Origin of the sequence: Streptococcus sp. HMSC078H03 (assembly GCF_001808655.1) — a bacterium.
GTDB lineage: Bacteria > Bacillota > Bacilli > Lactobacillales > Streptococcaceae > Streptococcus > Streptococcus salivarius_G.
The window spans coordinates 101037-123572 of the sequence record NZ_KV794093.1 but is presented as its reverse complement, the minus strand read 5'-3'; the positions used below and the strand labels follow the sequence as shown (position 1 = coordinate 123572).

Annotated in this window: 17 protein-coding genes; 12 read left to right on the top strand and 5 right to left on the bottom strand. The window is 39.9% G+C overall.

What is annotated here, in order from left to right:
* Positions 1 to 39: 39 nt before the first annotated feature.
* Positions 40 to 675 (bottom strand): HAD hydrolase-like protein, encoded by a 636-nt coding sequence (locus tag HMPREF2607_RS03985; RefSeq protein ID WP_070475998.1) that lies wholly within the window; start codon positions 673 to 675, stop codon positions 40 to 42.
* A 72-nt stretch (positions 676 to 747) separates the two neighbouring features.
* The gene (locus HMPREF2607_RS03980) at positions 748 to 3462 is read right to left on the bottom strand and encodes a DEAD/DEAH box helicase family protein (RefSeq protein ID WP_070475995.1); all 2715 of its coding nucleotides are present in this window, start codon (positions 3460 to 3462) and stop codon (positions 748 to 750) included.
* Positions 3463 to 3676: 214 nt separating this feature from the next.
* Here HMPREF2607_RS03980 and HMPREF2607_RS03975 point away from each other — a divergent pair, with 214 nt between their 5' ends.
* Complete coding sequence (locus tag HMPREF2607_RS03975; RefSeq protein WP_070475992.1) at positions 3677 to 4645, top strand: ABC transporter substrate-binding protein; 969 nt, start codon at positions 3677 to 3679, stop codon at positions 4643 to 4645.
* A 44-nt stretch (positions 4646 to 4689) separates the two neighbouring features.
* On the opposite strand, the gene HMPREF2607_RS03970 is transcribed toward HMPREF2607_RS03975, so the two are convergent.
* The 3 genes from HMPREF2607_RS03970 to HMPREF2607_RS03960 all read right to left on the bottom strand — a co-directional run bounded on the left by HMPREF2607_RS03970 (position 4690) and on the right by HMPREF2607_RS03960 (position 9458).
* On the bottom strand, positions 4690 to 6030 hold the full coding sequence (locus HMPREF2607_RS03970; RefSeq protein ID WP_070475988.1) for an MATE family efflux transporter: 1341 nt from the start codon (positions 6028 to 6030) through the stop codon (positions 4690 to 4692).
* Between the two features lie 50 nt (positions 6031 to 6080).
* Complete coding sequence (locus HMPREF2607_RS03965; protein WP_261674275.1) at positions 6081 to 7613, bottom strand: glycosyltransferase family 39 protein; 1533 nt, start codon at positions 7611 to 7613, stop codon at positions 6081 to 6083.
* A gap of 186 nt (positions 7614 to 7799) precedes the next feature.
* Positions 7800 to 9458, bottom strand: a complete 1659-nt coding sequence (locus HMPREF2607_RS03960; RefSeq protein ID WP_014634516.1) for an Rqc2 family fibronectin-binding protein — start codon at positions 9456 to 9458, stop codon at positions 7800 to 7802.
* A 518-nt stretch (positions 9459 to 9976) separates the two neighbouring features.
* Here HMPREF2607_RS03960 and HMPREF2607_RS03955 point away from each other — a divergent pair.
* The 11 genes from HMPREF2607_RS03955 (at position 9977) to nt5e (ending at position 22535) form a co-directional block, all read left to right on the top strand.
* A complete protein-coding gene (locus HMPREF2607_RS03955; protein ID WP_014634515.1) occupies positions 9977 to 10777 on the top strand; it encodes a TraX family protein in 801 nt (266 codons plus the stop codon).
* Between the two features lie 132 nt (positions 10778 to 10909).
* Positions 10910 to 11458: a DJ-1 family glyoxalase III gene (locus HMPREF2607_RS03950; protein ID WP_014634514.1), complete on the top strand. Its 549-nt coding sequence runs from the start codon at positions 10910 to 10912 to the stop codon at positions 11456 to 11458.
* Between the two features lie 339 nt (positions 11459 to 11797).
* On the top strand, positions 11798 to 12571 hold the full coding sequence (locus tag HMPREF2607_RS03945) for a dihydroorotate dehydrogenase electron transfer subunit (RefSeq protein WP_014634513.1): 774 nt from the start codon (positions 11798 to 11800) through the stop codon (positions 12569 to 12571).
* 9 nt (positions 12572 to 12580) lie between these two features.
* On the top strand, positions 12581 to 13537 hold the full coding sequence (locus HMPREF2607_RS03940) for a dihydroorotate dehydrogenase (RefSeq protein ID WP_014634512.1): 957 nt from the start codon (positions 12581 to 12583) through the stop codon (positions 13535 to 13537).
* 340 nt (positions 13538 to 13877) lie between these two features.
* Positions 13878 to 15320 (top strand): HEPN domain-containing protein, encoded by a 1443-nt coding sequence (locus tag HMPREF2607_RS03935; RefSeq protein WP_070475982.1) that lies wholly within the window; start codon positions 13878 to 13880, stop codon positions 15318 to 15320.
* Between the two features lie 245 nt (positions 15321 to 15565).
* On the top strand, positions 15566 to 16261 hold the full coding sequence (pyrF, locus tag HMPREF2607_RS03930; RefSeq protein ID WP_070475980.1) for an orotidine-5'-phosphate decarboxylase: 696 nt from the start codon (positions 15566 to 15568) through the stop codon (positions 16259 to 16261).
* Between the two features lie 87 nt (positions 16262 to 16348).
* Positions 16349 to 16978: an orotate phosphoribosyltransferase gene (pyrE, locus tag HMPREF2607_RS03925; RefSeq protein ID WP_004182503.1), complete on the top strand. Its 630-nt coding sequence runs from the start codon at positions 16349 to 16351 to the stop codon at positions 16976 to 16978.
* 83 nt (positions 16979 to 17061) lie between these two features.
* Complete coding sequence (locus HMPREF2607_RS03920; RefSeq protein WP_070475977.1) at positions 17062 to 18513, top strand: amidase; 1452 nt, start codon at positions 17062 to 17064, stop codon at positions 18511 to 18513.
* 104 nt (positions 18514 to 18617) lie between these two features.
* The gene (locus HMPREF2607_RS03915) at positions 18618 to 19466 is read left to right on the top strand and encodes a transporter substrate-binding domain-containing protein (RefSeq protein ID WP_070475974.1); all 849 of its coding nucleotides are present in this window, start codon (positions 18618 to 18620) and stop codon (positions 19464 to 19466) included.
* Between the two features lie 58 nt (positions 19467 to 19524).
* Complete coding sequence (locus HMPREF2607_RS03910; protein ID WP_070475972.1) at positions 19525 to 20178, top strand: amino acid ABC transporter permease; 654 nt, start codon at positions 19525 to 19527, stop codon at positions 20176 to 20178.
* A gap of 110 nt (positions 20179 to 20288) precedes the next feature.
* Positions 20289 to 22535 carry a cell surface ecto-5'-nucleotidase Nt5e gene (gene nt5e, locus HMPREF2607_RS03905; RefSeq protein WP_064520837.1) on the top strand — a complete coding sequence of 749 codons (2247 nt, stop codon included), beginning with the start codon at positions 20289 to 20291 and terminating at the stop codon, positions 22533 to 22535.
* The last annotated feature ends 1 nt before the right edge of the window (position 22536 follow it).

Genomic DNA, 22536 nt, shown 5'->3' with positions numbered 1-22536 from the left:
GCGTGATTAAAGAATCTTGCTCTTTTCGTTTTCCAATCTTTATTTCAAAATATCCCAAAGTTTTTGGGGAGTCTCAGTTAAAAAATCTGGATTTTCTGCTAATAGGGTTTCGTTAGCCCCGAATCCCCAGGTCACCGCTATTGTTTTGATGCCAACTGTTTTTCCACCAATCAAATCAAACTTGGTATCACCAACAATGACCGACTGCTCTTTAGGTGCTTGATTTTCAGTAATGGCACGCTGCAAGACATCAGCCTTGTGAAAGGCACTAGGAGTAGATCCATAAATGCCATCAAAATATTCAGTAATTCCAAGGTGTTTGCACATTTCTAGGGCAATAGGTTCATTTTTTGAAGTTGTGATAAAGATTTTCTTGTTAGAGTCTTTACTAAGTTGTTCAAGAACTTCCTTAATGCCATCATAGAGGTGAGCTTCCAATTGTCCTTTGGTCTCATAATAGTCACGATAAATCTTGACAGCTTTGGCAGCACCTTCTTCACTAACCTCTTCTTTAAAGGTTACCTCGAGAGGTGGTCCCATAAAGGTACGAATTTTCTGATCACTAGGAACAGGAAGGCCTAGTCTTTCAAAAGTTTGAACAAAACCATTGTGAATACCTTCAGAACTATCAACGAGGGTACCATCTAGGTCGAAAAAAATATGTGTGAGTGTCATAGAATTCTCCAATATAGTGTCTTTGGTTTATTATATCATGATAAAAACGGTTAAAGTGGTTAGGGCTATTTTTCATTCTAAAGTTGACATGACTTTTTTATGTGTAACTGTTCGTTCTTGCTTATTTCCAAGTGCCTTGATGCGGGCTTCTAGGAGAATAGGACGTCCTTGAACACTTCGCGTATAAATGAGGTTATATTTTCCGACACTTTTTTGTATGTGTCGGAGGAAAGATTCTGCATCTGTCTTACGCTTTTCAAACATACTTGGAACGGCGAAAAATTCGGTTTGGTCTTTCACTTTGTGACAAGATTTTAAAATATAGCGTTGATTTTCGATAGGAGCGAAAAATTCAGTCATAGCCTGAGCAAAGATTTCTTTTTCCCTCATACTAGCACCCTTGAGATAGATGGCGTTATAAATCGCCCGTTTACTATCTTTTGCCACTCTAGGAGCAGATTCTTTAGTCTCAATCTGACCTGAATCTAGCAGGGCTTGGTGGATAGCTTTGCCAAAAGTTTCCAAACGTTTATAGGGACTCTTATAGATAAAGTATCTTCCCCAAAAGACAGCCAGTATAAGCAGCGCAAGTAGGAGTATTGGTAGACTTTGTTCAAACGGCTTCCCAACAGTCAGATATCTTCCCACATCAATGATAAAATAAGTGGCAGCAAAGGCTTGGAAAATAAGAAATGCCTTCATCCAATCATTAAGGTATGCTAATGGTAAAAATTGTTTGTCGACTTCGACCTGATTAGCAACTTCCATTTCTTCGTTAAGCGGTAGAGCTTCTTGCCAACGATCCTTAAGCTCCTGACGTTTTTGAGATAGTGTAATGGCATTTTGATTAAGTTTTTCTAGACCCTTTCGGCTAAAAGTTATTTGATTGAGGTCAAGGCGATCAATGCCTGATTCGATAGTGAGCTCTGTATAATGGAGACCAAGAAACTGTGTCATACGCCTATCTAACAAGTCTAGGTCAGGACTAAGTCCATATAACTGTAGCTCTAATGTCTCGTCATATTTTTCTTCGGCATTTTGAATCTCAATCCATTTCTTTGGTGATAAATTAATAGAAACCAAATGCCAGATATTACTTGTTTTATTAGGATTGTCAGACCAAACACGGATGGCACGACCTCGCATCTGATTGCTTAGCATGAAACTTCCAACAAAACTAGCTAAAATAAGTGAGTTAACACAAGGTGCATCCCAACCTTCGCCCAATAAAGACTTTGTCCCAATAATCACTTGGATATACCCATCTTGGAAAAGCTGGGTAAGGGCAGTCACTAGGTCATGATGAGAACCAGAAACATTGACCTTGAGATAATCATTCTTATTCAACTTACCAATAGTATCATAAGATAAACGATCCTTCGGAATTAGTGCTTCCAAAGATTCTTTTGCCGAAGTCGGGAGAATCACAAGACTTCCAGTTAAGATAGCCATAGGGACAGACCAAGACTGTTTAATTATTTCTCTACGAATAGATTCAAAGTAAGAGAGAACGCCTAGTTGGGCAAACTCTGCATTGTTATCACCTAGATGAATTTGAAAATCCTTACGTATAAAGTCTGTCAAAACAAGTTGACGAAGATTACTTCCTAGAGCCTGGTATTCTGCCTTAAAAATATCTCTAACGGCATTGAGTTTTCCCAATGATTGATTGAGCAGAACATCTTGTTTCTTATTCCGGATAAGTTTAACTTGATTTCTTTCGATAAGACCGTTTGCTTTCAAATCACTTTTCAGTTGGTTAAAGGATTCCTCAGTAAATCCAAACCAATTTGGAACCTGAAAAATAATGCCATTAAGCAAGGTTTCAAACCACTCAAGCGTAAAAGTTGGCAAGGTTTTTGTAGCGAGAAGTTCTTGAAAACGTTGAGGAAAAGGTAATTCTTTAGACCGTAAAAAAATCAGGATAGCAGAAAGATATTTAGGATTAGCCAATAGGTCATCATCGCTAATTTGGTTACTTAGTGCCGGACTAGACTGAATGGTGTTTGAGAAGTTTATATCTGTAGACAGTTTAGTTAGAAAGTTAAGTTTCTGCTTTTCAAACTGATCTAATTGTGTTCGTTCTTCCTTAGTTGGAAAGGCGAAGTAGACATAGTCCTGGTGAGGACAGAGCGTCCCTTCCTTAACCAGTTCAGGCACTGTAATTTCTTCATCAATCTCACCACACATGCTGATGTAACGCTCCCAAAGAGCAGGTTCTCCCTCGTATGGAGGGGTCGCTGTCAAGGAAATCATCTTAATTTTAGGAAAGGATTTACGAAAAATCTCTAAACTCTTCCACCATTCATTTCTTAAATGATGGCACTCATCCAAACAAAGAGTCCCTAAATCTTTATCCTCAAATGTTTTTCGGATATCGAAATCTTGAAAATTAAAATGCTCTTGTTGAGCTGTATCATCTGTGTCTTCGATAAGACCATCACCAACAACTTGGTTCATGGCACTATGTAATGCCTGATAAGTCGCAACCGTAATCATTTTAGGCCTCTTTAAGTCTTGTGAAATGAGTTGTTCTGCTTGGTTAGCATTACTTAAAAAAGCTTGTTTGATCCGGTCTACCCATTGTTGGCGGATAGTAACTGTCGGAACTAGAATTAAAGTTGGATTACCAAAACGCCGTATGAATTCAATTCCTAAGGTCGTTTTTCCAGAGCCAGGAGCAGCGACCAAGTGAATCTTTCCATCATCCATAAAACTTTCGGATTTATCAAGAACACGTTGTTGATACTGTCGCCATTGTCCCTTAAATGAAAGCTGATCTAACATAATTTCCCTCCAATGTTATCTATCATTATAACACAGTTCAGATAACTAAAAGGTTGTTATTAGGGCTGAACAATCCTAATGAAGGATTGTTTTAACCATTAAAACAAAAGAATCAAAAATATAGGTTTGAACGAATCAGTAAGTGATTGACATTAAAGAAGTTTTAAGATAACTTTAAAGTAACGATTTAATCCGATCTTATCGAGGAGTTGCCATGAAAAAAATAAATCTTCTTTATTTATTAGCTATTCTGGCCATCATTTCTGGTCTTTTACTGTATTACCTGCCAGACATGACGTCTGGACATAATGCAGAGTCAAATCAAACAAGTCAGACTTTTAAGGAGAAGACGATTGTCCATGATTTTGGTACGACAGAGTTGAAAAAAGCTCCAAAACGTATCGTTATCCTCGACAACCTCTATGGTGAAATCTTGGATCCTCTAGATATCACTCCTGTAGGTGCGACAACTGGTCAATCGGATAGTCAAGAATTTTCAACCCTCTTTAAGAAACAATACAAGGATGCAAAAGTAGTTTCAGTTGGTTGGCAGGGAAGTCCAGATTTGGATAAGATTGCTGAGTTAAAACCTGATTTAATCCTTATGACAGGCGAGCAGGAAGACCTCTACGAGGAGCTGTCTGAAATTGCACCGACTGTTGGCTACCAAATCAATACCGATGAAAATTGGGACTATCATGAAACCTCTCTTAAGGTGGCAGAAATCTTTGATAAACGTGATGAGATGAAGAAGGACCTCGATAGATTGGATGCTAGGGAGGCCGTTTTCGCGGAGAATGTTAAAGCCAAGTTTGGCGACCAGAAACTGATGTATCTTCGCGTGACTGACAATGACGTCCGTTATTATGCTTACGGGCATTTTGGTTATCTCTATGATACTTATCATTTCAATCGAGCGGAAACCTTCAATCCAGATGATATGTTCCAAGTTATCGATCCAGATAAATTAAAAGACATTAATCCGGACCTCCTGATTGTTCAAGCGGATTCTCAAGAACTCCTAGATAACAAACTTAAAAATACCCCTGTCTGGACTAGCCTTAAGGCTGTTCAAAATAACAAGGTTATCTATGCTGATTACTCAACCTACATGCTGGGCTTTGGGATTGTCTCTCAAGAAGCTATTATGAAACAAATTTCTGATGAATGGGGATTAAATTAAACTAAAAACGACCATGACGGTCGTTTTTTTATGTTCAAAAAAGTTTACCTGACAAACAAGCGTTTAATATGTTTTCTTAAGGCAAAATAGAGCTGAATGGTCATTGGAATCCAAATCAAGGGCTCGCATAGGATAACGCCAAGATAGCCCATAGAAGGAATGACCAAAAGAACAAAAAGAATTTTTCCAAAAAGCTCAATAAAACTTGAGGTTAAAGGTGTCAGTTTCTTACCTAGACCTTGTAGGCTATTTCTAAAGATGAAGAGCATTCCTAAAATAGGATAAAAGAGAGAACTGATACGAAGGTAGCGACTGGCATTATCAATAATCACAGTATTATCTGAACCAGAGATAAGACCAGCCAGGAAGGGAATTGCTATGTAGAGAAGGACACAAGCAATGACAGACCAAGCAATAGAAACAAGACAAGATTGCTTTAACCCAGCTACAATGCGTTTAAACTGTTTGGCCCCGAAGTTTTGTGAGGTGAAGGTGGTCACCCCAGCAGCAAGTGAGGTCAAAGGGAGAACTGCGAAAGACATGATACGCCTTGCTGCAACCTGAGCACTGATAATAAGAGGTCCAAAGCCGTTAATGGCATATTGTAAGGTCACAGTCCCAATTGAAACAATAGAATTCATAAGTCCCATGGCCATCCCTTGTCCAAAAAGGTCCAAATAAAGGCTTGAATCAAGAACAAAGTCTGACTTGCTTGGTAGAAGGAAGGTCACTTTTTTCTTAATATAGTACAGACAGAGGATAGCTGAAAGTCCCTGTGAGATAATTGTCGCTAAGCCTGCTGATTGAACACCAAGATGAAGTTGTGTAATAAAGAAAAGGTCTAAAACGATATTGACTAGTGCTGAAAAAATCAGAAAATAGAGGGCGGTAAGACTATCCCCAACCGCTCTGAGGAGTCCTGCACACAGATTATAACCCAAAGTTACTCCAACACAGGAGACAATCATAGAAATATACTGGTAAGATTGCCCAATAATAGAATTAGGGGTTCCTAAAAAAGTCAGCAAAGGATAAAGACCAAAATGTCCTAGAATCATAACCAAGGCACTTAAGCCTAAACCAATCACGACGGTGGCCGCCACAGACTGACGAAGTTTCCTAAAGTCTTTGGCACCATAGTAACGTGCGATAACAACACCCATACCATTTCCAACGCCAAGAGCAAATCCGATAACCAAATCAAAAATAGCAGAAGAAGCACCTACTGCAGCCAAGGCATCTGGACCTAGAAAGCGACCCACAATCATGACATCAGCAGTATTGTAGAGTTGCTGGAAAATATTGGATATCAGAATTGGTAGAGCAAAGATTAAAAGAGACCTCAGAATTGGGCCTCGTAAAAGATCAACTGACGCATTTTTCATAGACTTATTATAGCAAGATTGTAATTGTGAAACAATGTTAAAAAGCCATCCTAGGATGACTTTCGACTATTTTTTAGATAGCGGCTAAGTATTTGTGTCACATGGTTGTAGCCCGCCGCAATCATTGGAATTTGTAAGTAAATATAAGGTAGGGTGTACTGGCTTTTAGTCTCAGATATGAGGTGGAAGAGGATACCTCCAAAGAGATAGAGAAAGGCATAAAGTCCCAACGTTGCTCCGTCCCCCATTCGTTTATAAGTGAAAGCGTAGTAGAACACACCACCAAGATATAGGACTAGGAGATAGCCTTGCATATAGGTTACGAAAAAGAGATGCAGGGTCCCATCGTGATAGATGGAAGTCGCAAACCTATTCCACAAAGGCTGAAACTTGTCTTTACTTGGGCCATTCCAGATGGACTGGAAGCTTCCCTCTGTCCAAGAACTGATAAACTTGGTGCTGAAGAACCAACTGGCCTCATCGGGATGTGCTAGAAGATATTGAACACGCTTATCAAAAAGGTGATTGGCACTTTTTTCAATCTTTTCGATATTTCCCTTTTTCTTGGCGTAAATGTCACGGACATAGCCGGTATACCATCCTGGCATGCGTTTAGAATCTGGCTTGTCCTGTAAGCCCATAGCCAGCCAAGCAATCTGAGGCGTTCCAGGAATTTTTTGATGGGTGGTAATCTCATAGTAACTGGTCGTCGCCTTATGCAAGCTCATAGGAAAGGCAAAGAAAGCCAAAACCAAAAGCAAATAGCGGTAACGTTTCTCTCTAAGTGTTAAGAGTATTAGAATACCAGATAGAGCAATAATGAGAATGATGTTATTGCTTCGCACCCAGTAGGCCAAGGTCAGCATAAGCACCGAAAGAATGGCATTTCTAACCTTACCTCGTCTCAAGTAACGGAGAAAGAAGAGAATGGCAAAACTACCAAAGAACAATCCATACATAAGCCCATAGGCAAACATAATGTTAAAGACTAAGGGCAAGAAACCAAAACTCATGATGACAGCCGTACGACTGACTAAAGGTCTCTGAAACAGTTCTTCCGTGATTTTCCAAGTAGCATAGTTCATACCAATGACCATGCCAAGATTCAATACATAGAAAACAGAGATAACTGGTAAAGGAATTAGATAGAGAACCAAGCGTTCAAAACTAAGCAATCCCAACTGATGAGGATAGCGGAAGAAGTAGGCTCCTGGTTTTATTAAGGAGAAGTTTCCAGCATTGAACTGGACAGCTCCTTTAAAGACAGTACCTGCATCGTCTCGACCAGCAAAACTAGTCAGAAAAATCAAAAGTAGGCCAAAACTCACAAAGCAAACGGAAAAAAAGATGAAAATCTGCTTTGTTGTCAGTTCCTTTAAGATTTTAGGCCAGAGAAGCGTCAAAAGCAGGATGACCCCACCTGAAACATAAACGTACCAAGTAACGCTACTAATCTCTGCCCACTCAAAGTACCCTGTCATCATGGTCGTGCGAATGAACAAAGCAGTTACAAATAATAGTCCAAAGACTAAGAGCCCCACATAGCGCCCTAACCATTCTAAAACAGAACTCGTATATGACATAAGAGCCTTCATCCTGAAAGTCTCCTTTAATATAGGTAATTACCCTTATAGTTTAGCACAGTCGTCGGAAAAATGTAATGAAAACCAGAAGAAAATCTCATTCATCAACAAAAGAAATTGCTCTAATGAAGACATAGAAAAACTCTCTCGTTTCTATAACAAGAGAGTTTGATTTTGTAAAGCAGACTACTTCATCCGCATACTATCAATTTTTTCTTCAGTCGGTGTGACACGTAAGGTCTTTTGTCCCGTATAAGTTACAAATCCAGGCTTACCTGCCGTTGGTTTATTGAGTTTCTTAACATCAATCATATCGACTTGAACCAAGTTTGACAGACGTGCCTTAGAGTAGTAGGCTGCCAATTCAGCCGCATCAGTCTTGACCTCATCAGTAGGGTTAAGATTGTCCTTGATAACCACGTGACTCCCTGGGATATCCTTGGCGTGGAACCAGAGCTCACCTTTTTTAGCCATCTTGAAGGTTAACTCCTCATTTTGCAGGTTGTTACGACCAACCATGATAATGGTCTTACCATCAGAAGCTAGATACTGTTCAGGTTTCTTACGTTTGTGACGTTTGTCAGTTGAACGACGCTTCATAAAGCCGGCCTGAACGAGCTCCTCACGAATATCCTCGATTTCATCCATGTTGGCTTGAGATAGACTGAACTCTACACTCTCCAGATAATCAATAGTCTGCTTGGTTTCCTCAATCAAACCAGTCAAGTGCTTAACAGCTTCCTTGAGTTTCTGGTATTTCTTGAAGTAACGCTGAGCATTTTGGTTAGGAGTCAGAGCCACATTTAGGGGAATGGTAATCTTTTCACCAGTGTAGTAGTTGTCTAGCTCGACACTATCCTTATCATTTGGAACCATGCTGAGGTAGGTGGTCAAAAGCTCACCTTTTTGACGGAACTCCTCAGCATTTTCAGTCGCCGCAAGCTCTTTTTCCTGTTTAACAAGCTTTTTCTTGTTTTTTTCCAGTTCATTTTGCACACGATGGATCAAATCACTCGCTTGTTGAGCCACACGGTCACGCGCCGCCTTGTCCAAGTAGTAGTAGTCCAAAAGGGCTGACAGGGTTTCAAACTCAGGTTGGTCCTGACTATCAGAGAATCTTACAGCTGAAAATGCCTTAGCCGTTAAGTTTGGCTTTACTTCACGATTGAAGAAGGCACGGAAATTCTTGAGTTTATCAGTCTCCAGTAAGGCTGATAATTCATTGGCCGTGTCACGCCCCAAGCCTTGGAAGAGTTTTTGAAGGTTTCTAGCTGACAAATCCTCAGTCTGTAGGATCTCAAAGAGTTTTTCGTCTGGAATGTCGAAAGGATTCTTGGCGTCGGTCTTAGGAGGAGCAATATAGGTAGACCCAGGCAGAATAGTGCGGTAACTATTTTGTGAGAAACCAACATGCTTGATAGACTCAATGATTTTGCTCTCGTTCTTGTCAATCAGGATAATGTTGGAGTGTTTCCCCATAATTTCCATGACAAGAGTAACCTTAACGCTATCACCAATTTCGTTTTTGTTTGATACGGAAATCTCAAGGACACGGTCATTTTCCAGTTGCTGGATATCCTCGATAACCGCTCCCTGAAGGTATTTCCGCATAATCATGGTATAAGTGTTTGGATTCTGTGGATTTGGCAAGTCAGCCTTGGTCGTCTGAATACGCCCAAAAACAGGGTGAGCCGAAAGCAGAAGCTTGTAATTCTGACGATTGTTACGAATGGTTAGGACCAACTCACGCTCAAAAGGCTGATTAACCTTCTGAATACGCCCGTAAAGCACTTGCTCACGCAACTCAGCCGTCATATGATGAAGAAAAAAGCCGTCAAAAGACATGATGTACTTCCTTTCTTGTTATTGATAATAATTGTTTTATTTTAAAAATAAAATTTTCTGTGAGACTTTCCTTAGGTGTTGGCGGACGTCAGCGAACTTTTACAAAGTTCCATGACTAATTTTTGAGCCTACCTAACGTCTCAAAAATTCCGAGCGCCTGAAACCTTTTAGTTTCAGGCGCTTTTAACACGGCGGAAAGTCTCGGTTAATTGCTCGCTCTGCTCGCAAAAAAAAAGATATTTCAAAAACTTGCAGAGTTTATGGGCTTTGTTAGTTTTTTTAAATAATTGCATACGTTATAAACGTAAATATTGCCTAACTATTATAGCACAAAGAGAGTAAAAATGCTTTGGATGGGTAGTCGGAATTGAGTTTGTTATTATTATGAACCATTTTTATTACAGAAATTGTTCCGCTAAAATAGTTAAAAAGTTATGTCTTTTATTTCCCTGAATACCTTTGAATTTACATCTGACTTGTGGTATCATTTAATATGCTGAAAATTAAAGGAGCATTAAATGAACGATATTAAAAAGATATGCAATGCGACTAATTTGAAATACCTGGCTGTTGCACTTATGTTTTTAGACCAAATCTATCAGATGTTCGGGAGTATGGGGGCACCTATATGGTTGACGATGTTGGGACGTCTGTCTTTCCCAATTTTCCTCTTTCTTGCTGCTGATAGTTTTCACTACACTCATGATCGTATGGCTTTTCTCAGGCGTCTGCTTTACATGAGTTGGTTTATGATCATTGGCAACGCCATCATTGGTAGTATTTTTCATAATGGTAGTATCGGTTTAACCAACAATGCCTTTTCAACCTTCTTTATCACTGGGATTTTTATTTGCTCTTGGGATTTGTTGGCTAAGGGGCTTCGCGATAAATCGAACAAGGAGTTGATTCAAGGGATTGGTGTCTTTCTCTTACCGATTCTATCATCCATACCGGTTGTAATCCTTTCAGGCATATTTGAAACGCCAAATGCAAACCCACTCTTTGTGCAGATTGTTGCCTTTATCTTGTCACTTGTGCCAAGTATTATCATGGTTGAGGGTGGCTTTGTCATGGTTATTCTTGGGTTGCTATTCTATATTTTCCGTACCAATCGCATTGCTCAAATCATTGTCTTAGCTGTTATTTCAGTGATTGCCCATCTCTTTGATCCGACAGGTGTGCAGTGGATGATGGTCTTTGCTGCGATTCCTATGTATTTCTATAATGGTGAACGTGGTAGTGGTAACAAGAATTTCTTCTATATTTTCTACCCAGCCCATATTTATCTCTTGTGGATCCTAGCAAGTTTAATTAGATAAGATGACAAAGACAGTCCTTGTACTGTCTTTTTTCGTGCTTAAAGGCCATTTTTATGGTTTGTTTCCTGCTTCTAAAACTGCTATAATTTAAGGCGTAATAGAATCTTGTGATAAGCAAATTGGAGGTATATCATGACAAAAGTAGCAGTAGTATTTGCGGAAGGTTTTGAAGAAATCGAAGCCTTGAGCCCAGTGGATGTCTTCCGCCGAGCAGGATTTGACTGTAACATGCTAGGACTTGAAAGTGCGTCAGTAACTGGCTCACATGGGATTCAAGTCGCTATGGATGGTGTATTTGATGGCAATTTTACGGATTACGACTTGGTAGTTCTTCCTGGAGGTATGCCTGGCTCAACTAATCTACGCGACAATCAGGCCTTGATTGTCTCTCTTCAAGACGCTGCAAAAGCCGGAAAATATGTTGCTGCCATTTGTGCGGCACCTATTGTTCTCGAACGTGCCGGCTTGCTTGAAGGGCGTAAATTCACATGTTTCCCTGGTGTTGAAGAACAAATTGCATCTGGCGAGCATCAAACTGACTTGGTTGTTGTTGACGGCAATATTGTCACTAGCCGTGGTGCCGGAACAGCACTAGCCTTTGCTTACGCCTTGGTTGATTTGTTGGGTGGCGATGGTCAGCAATTGGCTCATACCATGGTTTACGACAGATTGTTTAAATAATCTTATTTAAAACTCTAGCTCAAAAAATCTAACACTCCTTGTTAGGAATGTTGATAATTCATGTTCCCCTATGAGATGATTGAAAACGTATCAAACAGAGGACCTAGTTATAGGCTGGAGAGACCTTAGCTTAATTTTATAAGCTTTGGTTTTTTCTTTTCTCCTTTGACATCCGTCTTGAAAACAGTTATAATAATCACAAAATAACCTTTAAATGAGTCCAGAGAGGCTTGAAAGGTCGGACAGGTGAAAAAACAGGGTTCTCCTGTGATTTTTTGTGCGACCTTGCCATGTGGCGAGGTTTTTTTGATGACATTTTGCAGTTTAGAAAGGGTTGTCATGATTTTAGTTGAAGATTTAACCATTGTGAGTCAGCGTGAGATTGCACCTCGTATTTTCGAGATGGTGCTTAGGGGAGAGATGGTTGCAGATATGAAGGTTGGTCAGTTCGTCCACCTCAAAGTGCCAGACCCAAGTAAGCTCCTTCGTCGTCCGATTTCCATTTCAGAGATCGACTACGACAAGAAAGAGGCAACCATAGTCTATCGAGTGGAACGCGAGGGAACTGCTATCCTTTCTAAGATGGTAGCCGGTCAAACTATTGATACCATGGGCCCTCAGGGTAATGGCTTTGATATTTCCGTTATTGAGGCTGGGCAGAAAGCCCTTCTCGTTGGTGGAGGTATTGGTGTACCGCCTTTGGTTGAGACGGCCAAGCAGTTGAAGGCTAAGGGAGTTGAAGTTATATCAGTCATTGGTTTTGCCAATAAGGATGCCGTCATCTTGGAGGATAAACTCAGAGCTTGTGGTGAAGTCTACGTGACGACTGATGACGGTTCATATGGTATCAAGGGTTACGTTTCGACGGTTATTGATGGTTTCGACTGGACTCCAGATGCCGTTTACAGTTGTGGAGCTCCAGGCATGCTTAAATATGTCGACAGCAAGTTTGAAAACCATCCTCATGCCTATGTTTCTATGGAAGCTCGTATGGCTTGCGGTATGGGTGCTTGCTATGCCTGTGTAGTTCACGTTAAAGGAGAATCAGATGCCAAAAATCTTCGTGTTTGCGAGGAAGGGCCGGTCTTCCCTACCGGAAAAGTCATCGTCTAGGAGGTTACCATGTCAGAGATTAAATCAGAAAATCGTTTAGCTATTAGCCTTCCAGGGCTTGATTTGAAAAATCCTATTATCCCAGCTTCAGGTTGCTTCGGTTTTGGTCAAGAGTATGCCAAGTATTATGATTTGGACAAACTAGGGTCAATCATGATTAAGGCTACGACCGCCAACCCTCGTTTTGGTAATCCAACACCCCGTGTGGCTGAGACACCATCAGGCATGCTTAATGCCATTGGCTTGCAAAACCCTGGTGTTGATGCTGTCTTGTCTGAAAAACTCCCTTGGTTGCAGGAGCATTATCCTGAGCTTCCAATCATTGCCAATGTAGCTGGATTTTCAAACGAAGAATATGCGGAAGTCTCTCACAAGATTTCCAAAGCCAGCAATGTCAAGGCAATCGAGCTTAATATCTCATGTCCAAATGTGGACCATGGTAATAACGGCCTCCTCATCGGACAAGTCCCAGAACTTGCCTATGCGGCAGTAAAAGCCAGTGTCTCTCACTCTGATGTGCCTGTCTATGTCAAACTGACTCCAAGCGTCGCTGACATCACAAGTGTCGCCAAAGCAGTCGAAGATGCCGGTGCGACAGGTTTCACCATGATTAACACCTTGGTTGGTACACGCTATGATTTGGCGACTCGCAAACCTATCATTGCCAATGGACAAGGTGGTATGTCAGGACCAGCTGTCTTTTCAGTAGCCCTTAAACTTATCCGCCAAGTTGCTCTAGCTTCAGACCTTCCAATCATCGGTATGGGGGGAGTCGACAGTGCCGAAGCAGCTATCGAAATGTTTATCTCTGGTGCCTCAGCCATCGGTGTCGGAACAGCAAACTTCGCAGATCCCTATGCCTGCCCTAAAATCATCGACCGCCTCCCTGAAGTCATGGATAAGTACGACATCACAACACTTGAAGACTTGCGTAAGGAAGTTAGAAGAGAGTTGTTGGGGAAATAGAATAATTGGTTTAAAAGTAAAAAGATGGAAACTAAAACTTCCATCTTTTTTATTGGTGACTTTATGTTCAATTCTTTCTCTAGCGTTGTGAATAAAATATATCATTATAAAGGCGTTTAAATAATCGAAGTTCAGTTAATGCCAGATTATATCTATATATTAGTTAGTATTCTACCTCGAATGGGTGAACTATTTTTTCTAGAAATACTAAGTATTCTTGGAGTATAATATCATTATTGATAGATAAAAGATTTTTTGTATTGTAATTTCTTGAAGCTATGTATTTGATTTTTTAAATTTAGAAACTCAGAAAAACGTTTAAAAAAATAAAAGGAGCATTATGAAATTTAAAGATTATACTTGGGACAAAGAGTTTGATATAAAAGGTTATTTTTCAGAATGTCCAGATAATTTCAATAGTAAGAATAATTTGAGCGGTATTTTACATTATTCTTCAAGAGAAATTGTATTAGAATTATTTGGCGAATTTGAAGAGGACCTAGGTATTTCTTTTAATCTTGGCAAGCATTTGGAAAAAATATATGGATTCACTAGTGATGGCAATATTTTAATTTTAAACACTTATGGAGAACCGATGGTATATTTATCATATCCTGGTTTTTCAATAACTAAATATAGAGTTAAAGACTTTAAAATCTACAGTGTATTTTATAATGAAGTAGAAAACTTTGACTATAATTCAGAAGCCTTTAAGAAATTAATAAATGAATTAGATTCTGAAAAAGTAAAAGAATTTAAATTTAGTTTCGAACACATTGAGGAATGGATTGCCAAATCACTGGTGACCATTAAGCGTGATAAGAATCAAACTATTTTTAAGAGTGCAGTACATAAATATCAATCAACAAAAGCGTTAATAAAATCAGTAGGAATGAACTTTGAGGATTCAGCAATACTACATTCTTCGTTTACAAACATATCATTTACAAGTGATTATTTTATTAAACTTACTTCAGCTGATTCAAAAAAAAGACTTTTTAATGATTTTTATCATGCTTCATGCAAGATTAAGGACCTTATTGAAATTTTATCAAATATACCTTTGTCTTTTACTAATATTGAATTTCTAGTTGATTATAAAATGGTAGATGATAAACGTTTGCCACTGACAAAAGGAAAATTCTTTGTGCAACATGCTAGAAAGTCTAAAAAATGGAAATCAAATTCTCAGCAAGATATCTCTTTAAAGAGATTAGAGAATAATTTTGAAGCTATTTTAAATCATTGGTTTGATAAATCTGAGGAACTTGATTTTATAGTTAAACAATTTTCAAAAAATCTTCATGGTAACTTATTCTTGGAAAATCAGTTGGTTGATGCAATCAGAAATCTAGAAGTATATTCAAGAAATTTTAAGAATTTTAAAATACCGCAACGTTTATCTGATATTGAAGAAGAACAAAAACGATGTTTGCTCAATTTTATAAATACAAATCTCTTAGAGGAGGTTAGAGGTAAGTTTAGAAATAGATTGAAATTTAATAAGAAAGAACCAAGTCTTTCTGAACGGTTGAAAAATTTATTTGATTCAATAGATGAGCTTAATCAGTCTAAAATTTTTTCAAATGTAGAGAGAGAATTGCTGATAAAAAAATTAACTCAAACACGCAATTATTATACTCACGGTGATTCGAAGGATAAATATCCAAAATTGATAACAGATATCAGTGAGATGTACGAAACAACATTGCTTCTTCGAGAAGTTTTAAGATATTATATCTACCAAGAATTAAGAATGAAATATGAATATATAGGTTTCTAAAGACTTTGAAATAAGTTTTAAAAATTTCATTAATGTACTACAGGATAGAGATTAAAGATACCCCCTTTGACATTCCCTCATAAAAGCGCTATAATGGAACAAATTGAACTGAACCTTTAATCGAGTCCAGAGAGGCGAGAAAGGTGTACTGAGATGCTACGGCATCACTAAAGGGTAGGGACTGCCCTATTTTCGTGCAACCTTCGCTGACTGGCGGAGGTTTTTTGTGTGAAAGGATATAAGAAATGAGAGAAAATCGTCCTGTTATTGCCCTTGATTTCCCGACCTTTGAGGATGTGAAGGCTTTCCTTACTAAGTTTCCTGCTGATGAAAAGCTCTATGTGAAGATTGGTATGGAACTCTACTATGCTGCTGGGCCTGAGATTGTACGCTACGTTAAAGAGCTTGGCCATAGTGTTTTCCTTGACCTTAAGCTTCACGATATTCCAAATACTGTGAAATCAGCCATGCGTGTCTTGTCTAACCTTGGCGTTGATATGACTAATGTGCATGCGGCTGGTGGTGTGGAAATGATGAAGGCTGCGCGTGAAGGCTTGGGAGATGGTCCAATCTTGATTGCTGTAACACAGTTGACCTCTACCTCTGAAGAGCAGATGCGTGATTTCCAAAATATCCAAACCACACTTCAAGAATCTGTGGTTCATTATGCTAAAAAGACTGCTGAAGCAGGTCTTGATGGTGTTGTCTGCTCAGCACATGAAGTAGCAAAAATCAAAGAAGCAACAAATGAAGATTTCGTTTGTTTGACACCTGGTATTCGTCCAGCAGGAGCAGCAGTTGGTGACCAAAAACGTGTTATGACACCTGCCGATGCCCGTCAAATTGGTTCAGATTACATTGTTGTTGGTCGTCCAATTACACAAGTTGACGATCCAGTAGCAGCTTATCACGACATCAAGGCCCAATGGAACGGTCAATAAATTTTCAAAAAGACCTTATTTCATAGGAAAATAGATGGAATTAGGTTATAATAAAGAATAGAAAACGCTTTACGGAGGATAATAATTATGACATTAGCATCACAAATCGCATCTGACTTGCTCGATATCAAGGCTGTTTACCTTAAACCCGAAGAACCATTTACATGGGCATCAGGAATCAAATCACCAATCTACACAGACAACCGTATTACATTGTCTTATCCAGAAACTCGTACACTTATTGAAAATGGTTTTGTGGAAAAGATTAAGGAAGAATTCCCTGAAGTAGAAGTGATTGCAGGTACTGCAACTGCTGGTATTCCTCATGGTGCGATTATCGCTGACAAGATGAACCTTCCATTTGCCTACATCCGTAGCAAACCAAAAGATCACGGTGCTGGTAACCAAATCGAAGGTCGTGTGGTTAAAGGCGAAAAAATGGTTGTTGTTGAAGACTTGATTTCAACTGGTGGTTCAGTACTTGATGCTGTAGCAGCTGCAGAGCGTGAAGGGGCTGATGTTATCGGTGTTGTGGCTATCTTCACTTACGAATTGCCAAAAGCTGAGAAAAACTTTGCGGATGCTGGTGTGAAATTGGTTACTCTTTCAAACTACACTGAGTTGATCAAAGTCGCTAAAGTTCAAGGCTACATCACAGCAGATGGACTTCAACTTTTGAAGAAATTCAAAGAAAATCAAGAGACTTGGCAAGACTAATTATCAAGATTTAAGGCGGAACGTTTTAGGCGTTTCGCTTTTTTTAGTATAATTTAGGAAAAGATAAGCAGGGAGAGTATAAGATGACAATTAATGAGTGGTCAGATGCAACGGCAATGGCTGAAGCCGTGCAAAATAAGATGGTCAGTCCCCGAGAACTAGTGGAGGCTACCATTCGTGAAGCAGAGAGGACGAATCCTAAAATCAATGCTATCGTCAGTCAACGCTACGAAAAAGCATTGAAAGAAGCAGAAACTAGAGACTTTTCAGAAAGGCCTTTTGCTGGAGTTCCAATTTTCCTAAAGGATTTGGGGCAGGAGCAAGCTGGTGAGCCGTCAACTGCAGGTTCTCGACTATTTACAAGTTATCGTGCAACGGAGACGGATAATTATGTTAAGAAACTTGAGAAACTGGGATTTATTATTTTAGGGCGTTCTAGCACTCCTGAGTTTGGCTTCAAAAATATCAGTGATGCTCAGATTCATGGTCCTGTTAACCTGCCCGACGATGTGACACGTAATGCTGGCGGGTCAAGTGGTGGTGCGGCAGCTCTTATAAGTTCTGGCATTTCTCCCTTGGCACCAGCTAGTGACGGTGGAGGTTCTATCCGTATTCCAGCCTCCTTTAACGGACTTATTGGTCTTAAGCCTAGCAGAGGACGGATTCCTGTCGGTCCTAGTTCTTTCCGTGGCTGGCAGGGTGCATCTGTCCAGTTTGCCTTGACTAAGACTGTACGAGATACAAAACGCTTGCTCTATCACATGCAGACGTGTCAGATGGAAAGTCCCTTTATTATACCGAAGCTTAGCAAAGTGTCTTTAGAAGAACCAGTTAAACCTTTGAAGATTGCTTTTTCGACTCTCTCTCCTATTGGTGGTAAGGTGTCTGAATCTGCTATTGCGGCGACAAAAAAGGCTGCTAGAGCCTTGGAAAGCCTAGGACATCATGTGCATGAAATTAGCGAGCAGCCCTTGAATGGGATTGAAGCCATGCAGTCTTATTACATCATGAATAGTGTGGAGACAGCAGCCATGTTTGATTCCATAGAGGCTGGTTTAGAACGGAAGATGACCTTTGAAGATATGGAGTTGATGACTTGGGCTATTTTCCAATCTGGGCAAAAGATTCCTGCTAAAATTTACTCTAAAATCCTTGCCCAGTGGGATCAGTATAGCCATCAGATGGCGAATTTTCATGAGTCTTACGATATTCTTCTGACACCAACAGTTGCAAATGTGGCACCTAAGCATGGACAGTTTGCCCTCTCTGAAAACTTACAAAATCAACTCAAACATATGGCAGATTTTGATTGGCCAAAGCAACAGGAACTTATTTGGGAAATGTTTGCGGATAGCTTAGATTGGACACCTTTCACGCAACAAGCTAACCTGACTGGACAACCTTCGATTTCTTTACCTGTCTATCGGGATGAGCAAGGTCTCTCACTTGGTGTTCAACTGACAGCCGCCAAGGGAAGAGAGGACCTCCTCTTACACTTGGCCCAACAAATGGAAGAACGTTCGCTTTTTAGCTAAACATTCTTTTTTTCAGTTCAATATTTTGTGAAACCCTTTCAAATAGTATAGGCTAAGATTATAAGTTTTTAACTTAACTTCATTTTTTAAGGAGACACACATAGATGAAAAAGAGATTTTTCGCCGTATTTAGCCTAATTTTGGCTGCGGTCTTTTTGGTTGCCTGCTCGTCACAGAGTACAGGTGAGAAGAACTGGGAAAAGATTAAGAAACGTGGAAGCATCAAGGTTGCGACCGCTGGAACTCTTTACCCACAAAGCTACCACGATGATAAGAACAATTTGACTGGTTATGACGTTGAGATTCTCAAAGAAGTTGGAAAACGTCTTAAGTTGAAAATTGACTTCACGGAGATGGGCGTGGATGGCATGCTTACTGCTGTAAATAGTGGTCAAGTAGATATTGCTAACTACTCACTCGAAGATGACAACAAGAACGTTAAAAAATTCTTGCGTTCTGAACCATACAAGTATTCATTTACTTCAATGGTAGTTCGTGAATCAGATAATTCAGGAATTTCTTCATGGAAGGACCTCAAAGGTAAGAAAGCAGCTGGTGCTGCAAGTACAAAGTACATGAAGATTGCCAAAAAAATGGGTGCTGAACTTGTCGTATATGACAATGTTACCAATGACGTTTATATGCAAGACTTGGTAAATGGTCGTACAGACGTTATCGTCAATGATTACTATTTGCAAAAGATGGCAGTAGCCGCTATCAAAGACAGGTACCCTGTTAAGATCAACGATGGTATCTACAGTAACCCTTACTCAACAAGCTTTACTTTCTCATTGAAGAATAAAACCCTTCAAGAAAAAGTTAATAAAGCTATCAAAGACATGAAGAAAGATGGTACCCTTACCAAAATTTCAGAGAAGTTCTTTGCTGGTCAAGACGTTACAAAGAAAACGAAAGTTGACTACACTGAGATTGACATCTCTGATGTTGAATAATATGAGCGATCCAATTGGATCGCTTATTTGCTAAAGAAATGTTTAGAAAGAAAGACTTATGATTATTGATTTTTCACTGATTCTAAAAAGCATTCCCTATGTTCTATCAGGTCTGCCTTATACGTTGGGGATTTCCCTTTTAAGCTTTATGGTTGGGAATGTATTTGCCATCATCCTTGCCTTTATGCGGATGTCGCAAAAACCTTGGTTGAAGTATCCAGCACGTATTTATATTTCCATCATGCGTGGGGTTCCTATGTTGGTCGTGCTCTTCATTCTTTACTTTGGTCTGCCTTACGTTGGTGTTCAGCTGCCTGCCCTTCTTTGTGCCTTTATTGGCTTCTCCTGTGTTAGTGCCGCTTATATGGCAGAGATTTTCCGTTCATCCATAGCTGCCGTAGATAGGGGGCAGTGGGAAGCCGCTCGTTCTCTTGGTCTTCCTCAGAAGTCTATTATCCGTCGAATTATCTTACCTCAGGCCATGCGTATAGCAGTAGCACCTCTTGGTAATGTCATCATTGATATGGTAAAGAGTTCCTCATTGGCGGCTATGATTACAGTGCCTGACATTTTCCAAAATGCTAAGATAATCGGTGGGCGTGAGTATGACTACATGTCTATGTATATCCTAATCGCCCTTATTTACTGGACTTTGAGCTTTACTCTAGAGTTACTTCAAGGCTATCTTGAAAAACGTTTAGCCACCTATTGATTTTTGAAAAAATTGTTTGAATATCTAATAAAATCTTGAAAATTATTTAATTCTAATCTTATAAATGTGGTATAATAAAAGCGATTTAAAAATCAGAAAGGTCTTTTGGAATGAAGAAGAAAACAGTCGTTGCAACGACTCTATCAACCCTACTTGTCTCAACTGCCATCTTGGCCAATGCTGTCCAAGCTGACGAGGTAGAAACTCATGCAGCTGTTACAGCGCCAAGCACTGAAGTAGTAGCTACAGAGGCAACTACCAATGCGACATCTACTGCAGCAACAACTGCATCTAGCGAGTCTGCAGCACCAGTAGCTAGTTCAACATCAGTTGTTACTGCTTCAACAGCTGAAACAAGCGAAACACCTGCTGCTACAGCAAGTGAAACAGCAACTGCAGCCGCAACTCCTACAACAGAAGTCGTGACAAATGCTAGCACAAGTGCCAGCAACGACACTGTAACTGTCCTTCACACCAACGATGTTCACGGTCGTATGGTTGAAGATGATCGTAACGGAGTTATTGGTGATGCCCTTTTGTCTGGTATCGTAAATGATTCTCGTTCAAAAGGAACAACCCTTGTCTTTGACTCCGGGGACTCATTCCAAGGACTTCCAATCTCAAACAGTTCTAAAGGTGAAGACATGGCAAGCGTCATGAATGCTGTTGGTTTTGATGCCATGACAGTGGGTAACCATGAGTTTGACTTTGGTCTTGATCAATTGCGTCGTTTGAGCAAACAAATCAATTTCCCAATCATCACATCTAACGTATATGTAAATGGCGTACGTCTTTTCCAACCATCTACAATCGTTGACAAAACACCTGGTGTTGATGGAGATGAAGTAGTCGTTATTGGTGTCACTACACCTGAGACAGCTACTAAGACACACCCACGTAATATCCCTGGTGTCTCTTTCACTGATCCTATTAGTGAAGTTAAGGCTGTTGTTGACCAAGTGGAATCAAATGCCCGTGCCGAAGGTAAGGAATACAAGACTTATGTTGTCCTTAGTCACTTGGGGATTGATACAACAACTCCAGTTGAATGGCGTGGATCAACTTTGGCAGAAGCTCTTTCAAACTATGCACCTTTGAAAGGAAAACGTGTTCTTGTCCTTGATGGTCACTCACACACTCTTCACACAGCGACATACGGCGATAACGTTACTTACAACCAAACTGGTAGCTACCTTAATAATGTCGGCCGCGTCGTTTATAATTCTGACCGTGTCTTGTCACATGGCGTGATTTCACACGACGAAGCTAAGAAAAATTATCAAGTTAACCCAACGGTTAAAGCTATGATTGATGATATCCAAGCTAAGTACAAGGCAGATTCTTCAAAAGTCGTTATTGAAAATAGCCCTGTTAAACTTAGCGGTGACCGTATGGACGTTCGTGTTCGCGAAACTAACCTTGGTAATGTGGTCGCTGATGCTCTCTTAGATTACGGACAATCAGCCTTCACACACAAGTCTAACCTTGCCGTAACAAACGGTGGTGGTCTTCGTGAAACAATTGCCAAAGACAAACCAATTACTAAAGGTGATATCATTGCCGTTCTTCCATTTGGTAACTCAGTTGCTCAAATTCAAGTAACAGGTCAAAATATCCATGATATGTTTGTCAAATCTCTTGGTTCTATTCTCCAAGTTGACGAAAGTGGTAAAACTGTTCTGGATGAAAATGGTCAACCTCTCCTTGAACCATCTGGTGGCTTCCTTCAAGTCTCAGGAGCTCGTGTTTATTATGACACAACTCTTCCAGCTGAAAAACGTATCTTGTCAATTGACATTTTGGATCCAGAAACTGGTGTCTATAAACCACTCAACACAAACGGAACTTACTACCTTGTAACCAACGACTTCTTGGCTGCTGGTGGTGATGGCTTCACAATGTTGGGTGGTCCTCGTGAAGAAGGTCCATCAATGGATACCGTCTTTGCGGATTACTTGACACGTGCAAACCTTTCTAAGTATGCCGTTATCAATCCAAATTCACGTACCATTTCAATTTCAAGTGCTGATTTTGCTGCCTTGAACAAAAAAGAAAATGCAGCAGACCCTACACTTAATCCTTTGGAACCTGTTACTCCATCAACTATTGCTAAAGATCTTGAAACAACTAAACCAGTGGTATCTAAAGTAGTGACGACTCCTAATGGAAAAGTATTCTTCATTTCAACAAGAAGCGAAGCACTTAAAGAAACTGAAAAAGTGACAGAAACATCTGCTCAAACTGAAGTTCTTCCTACAACAGGTGACAAGGGGTCACACGCTGGTCTCCTCGGACTTGGTATGTTGCTCACTCTCTTTGGACTTAGTGGAAAACACAAAGGTAAAGAGAAAAACTAAG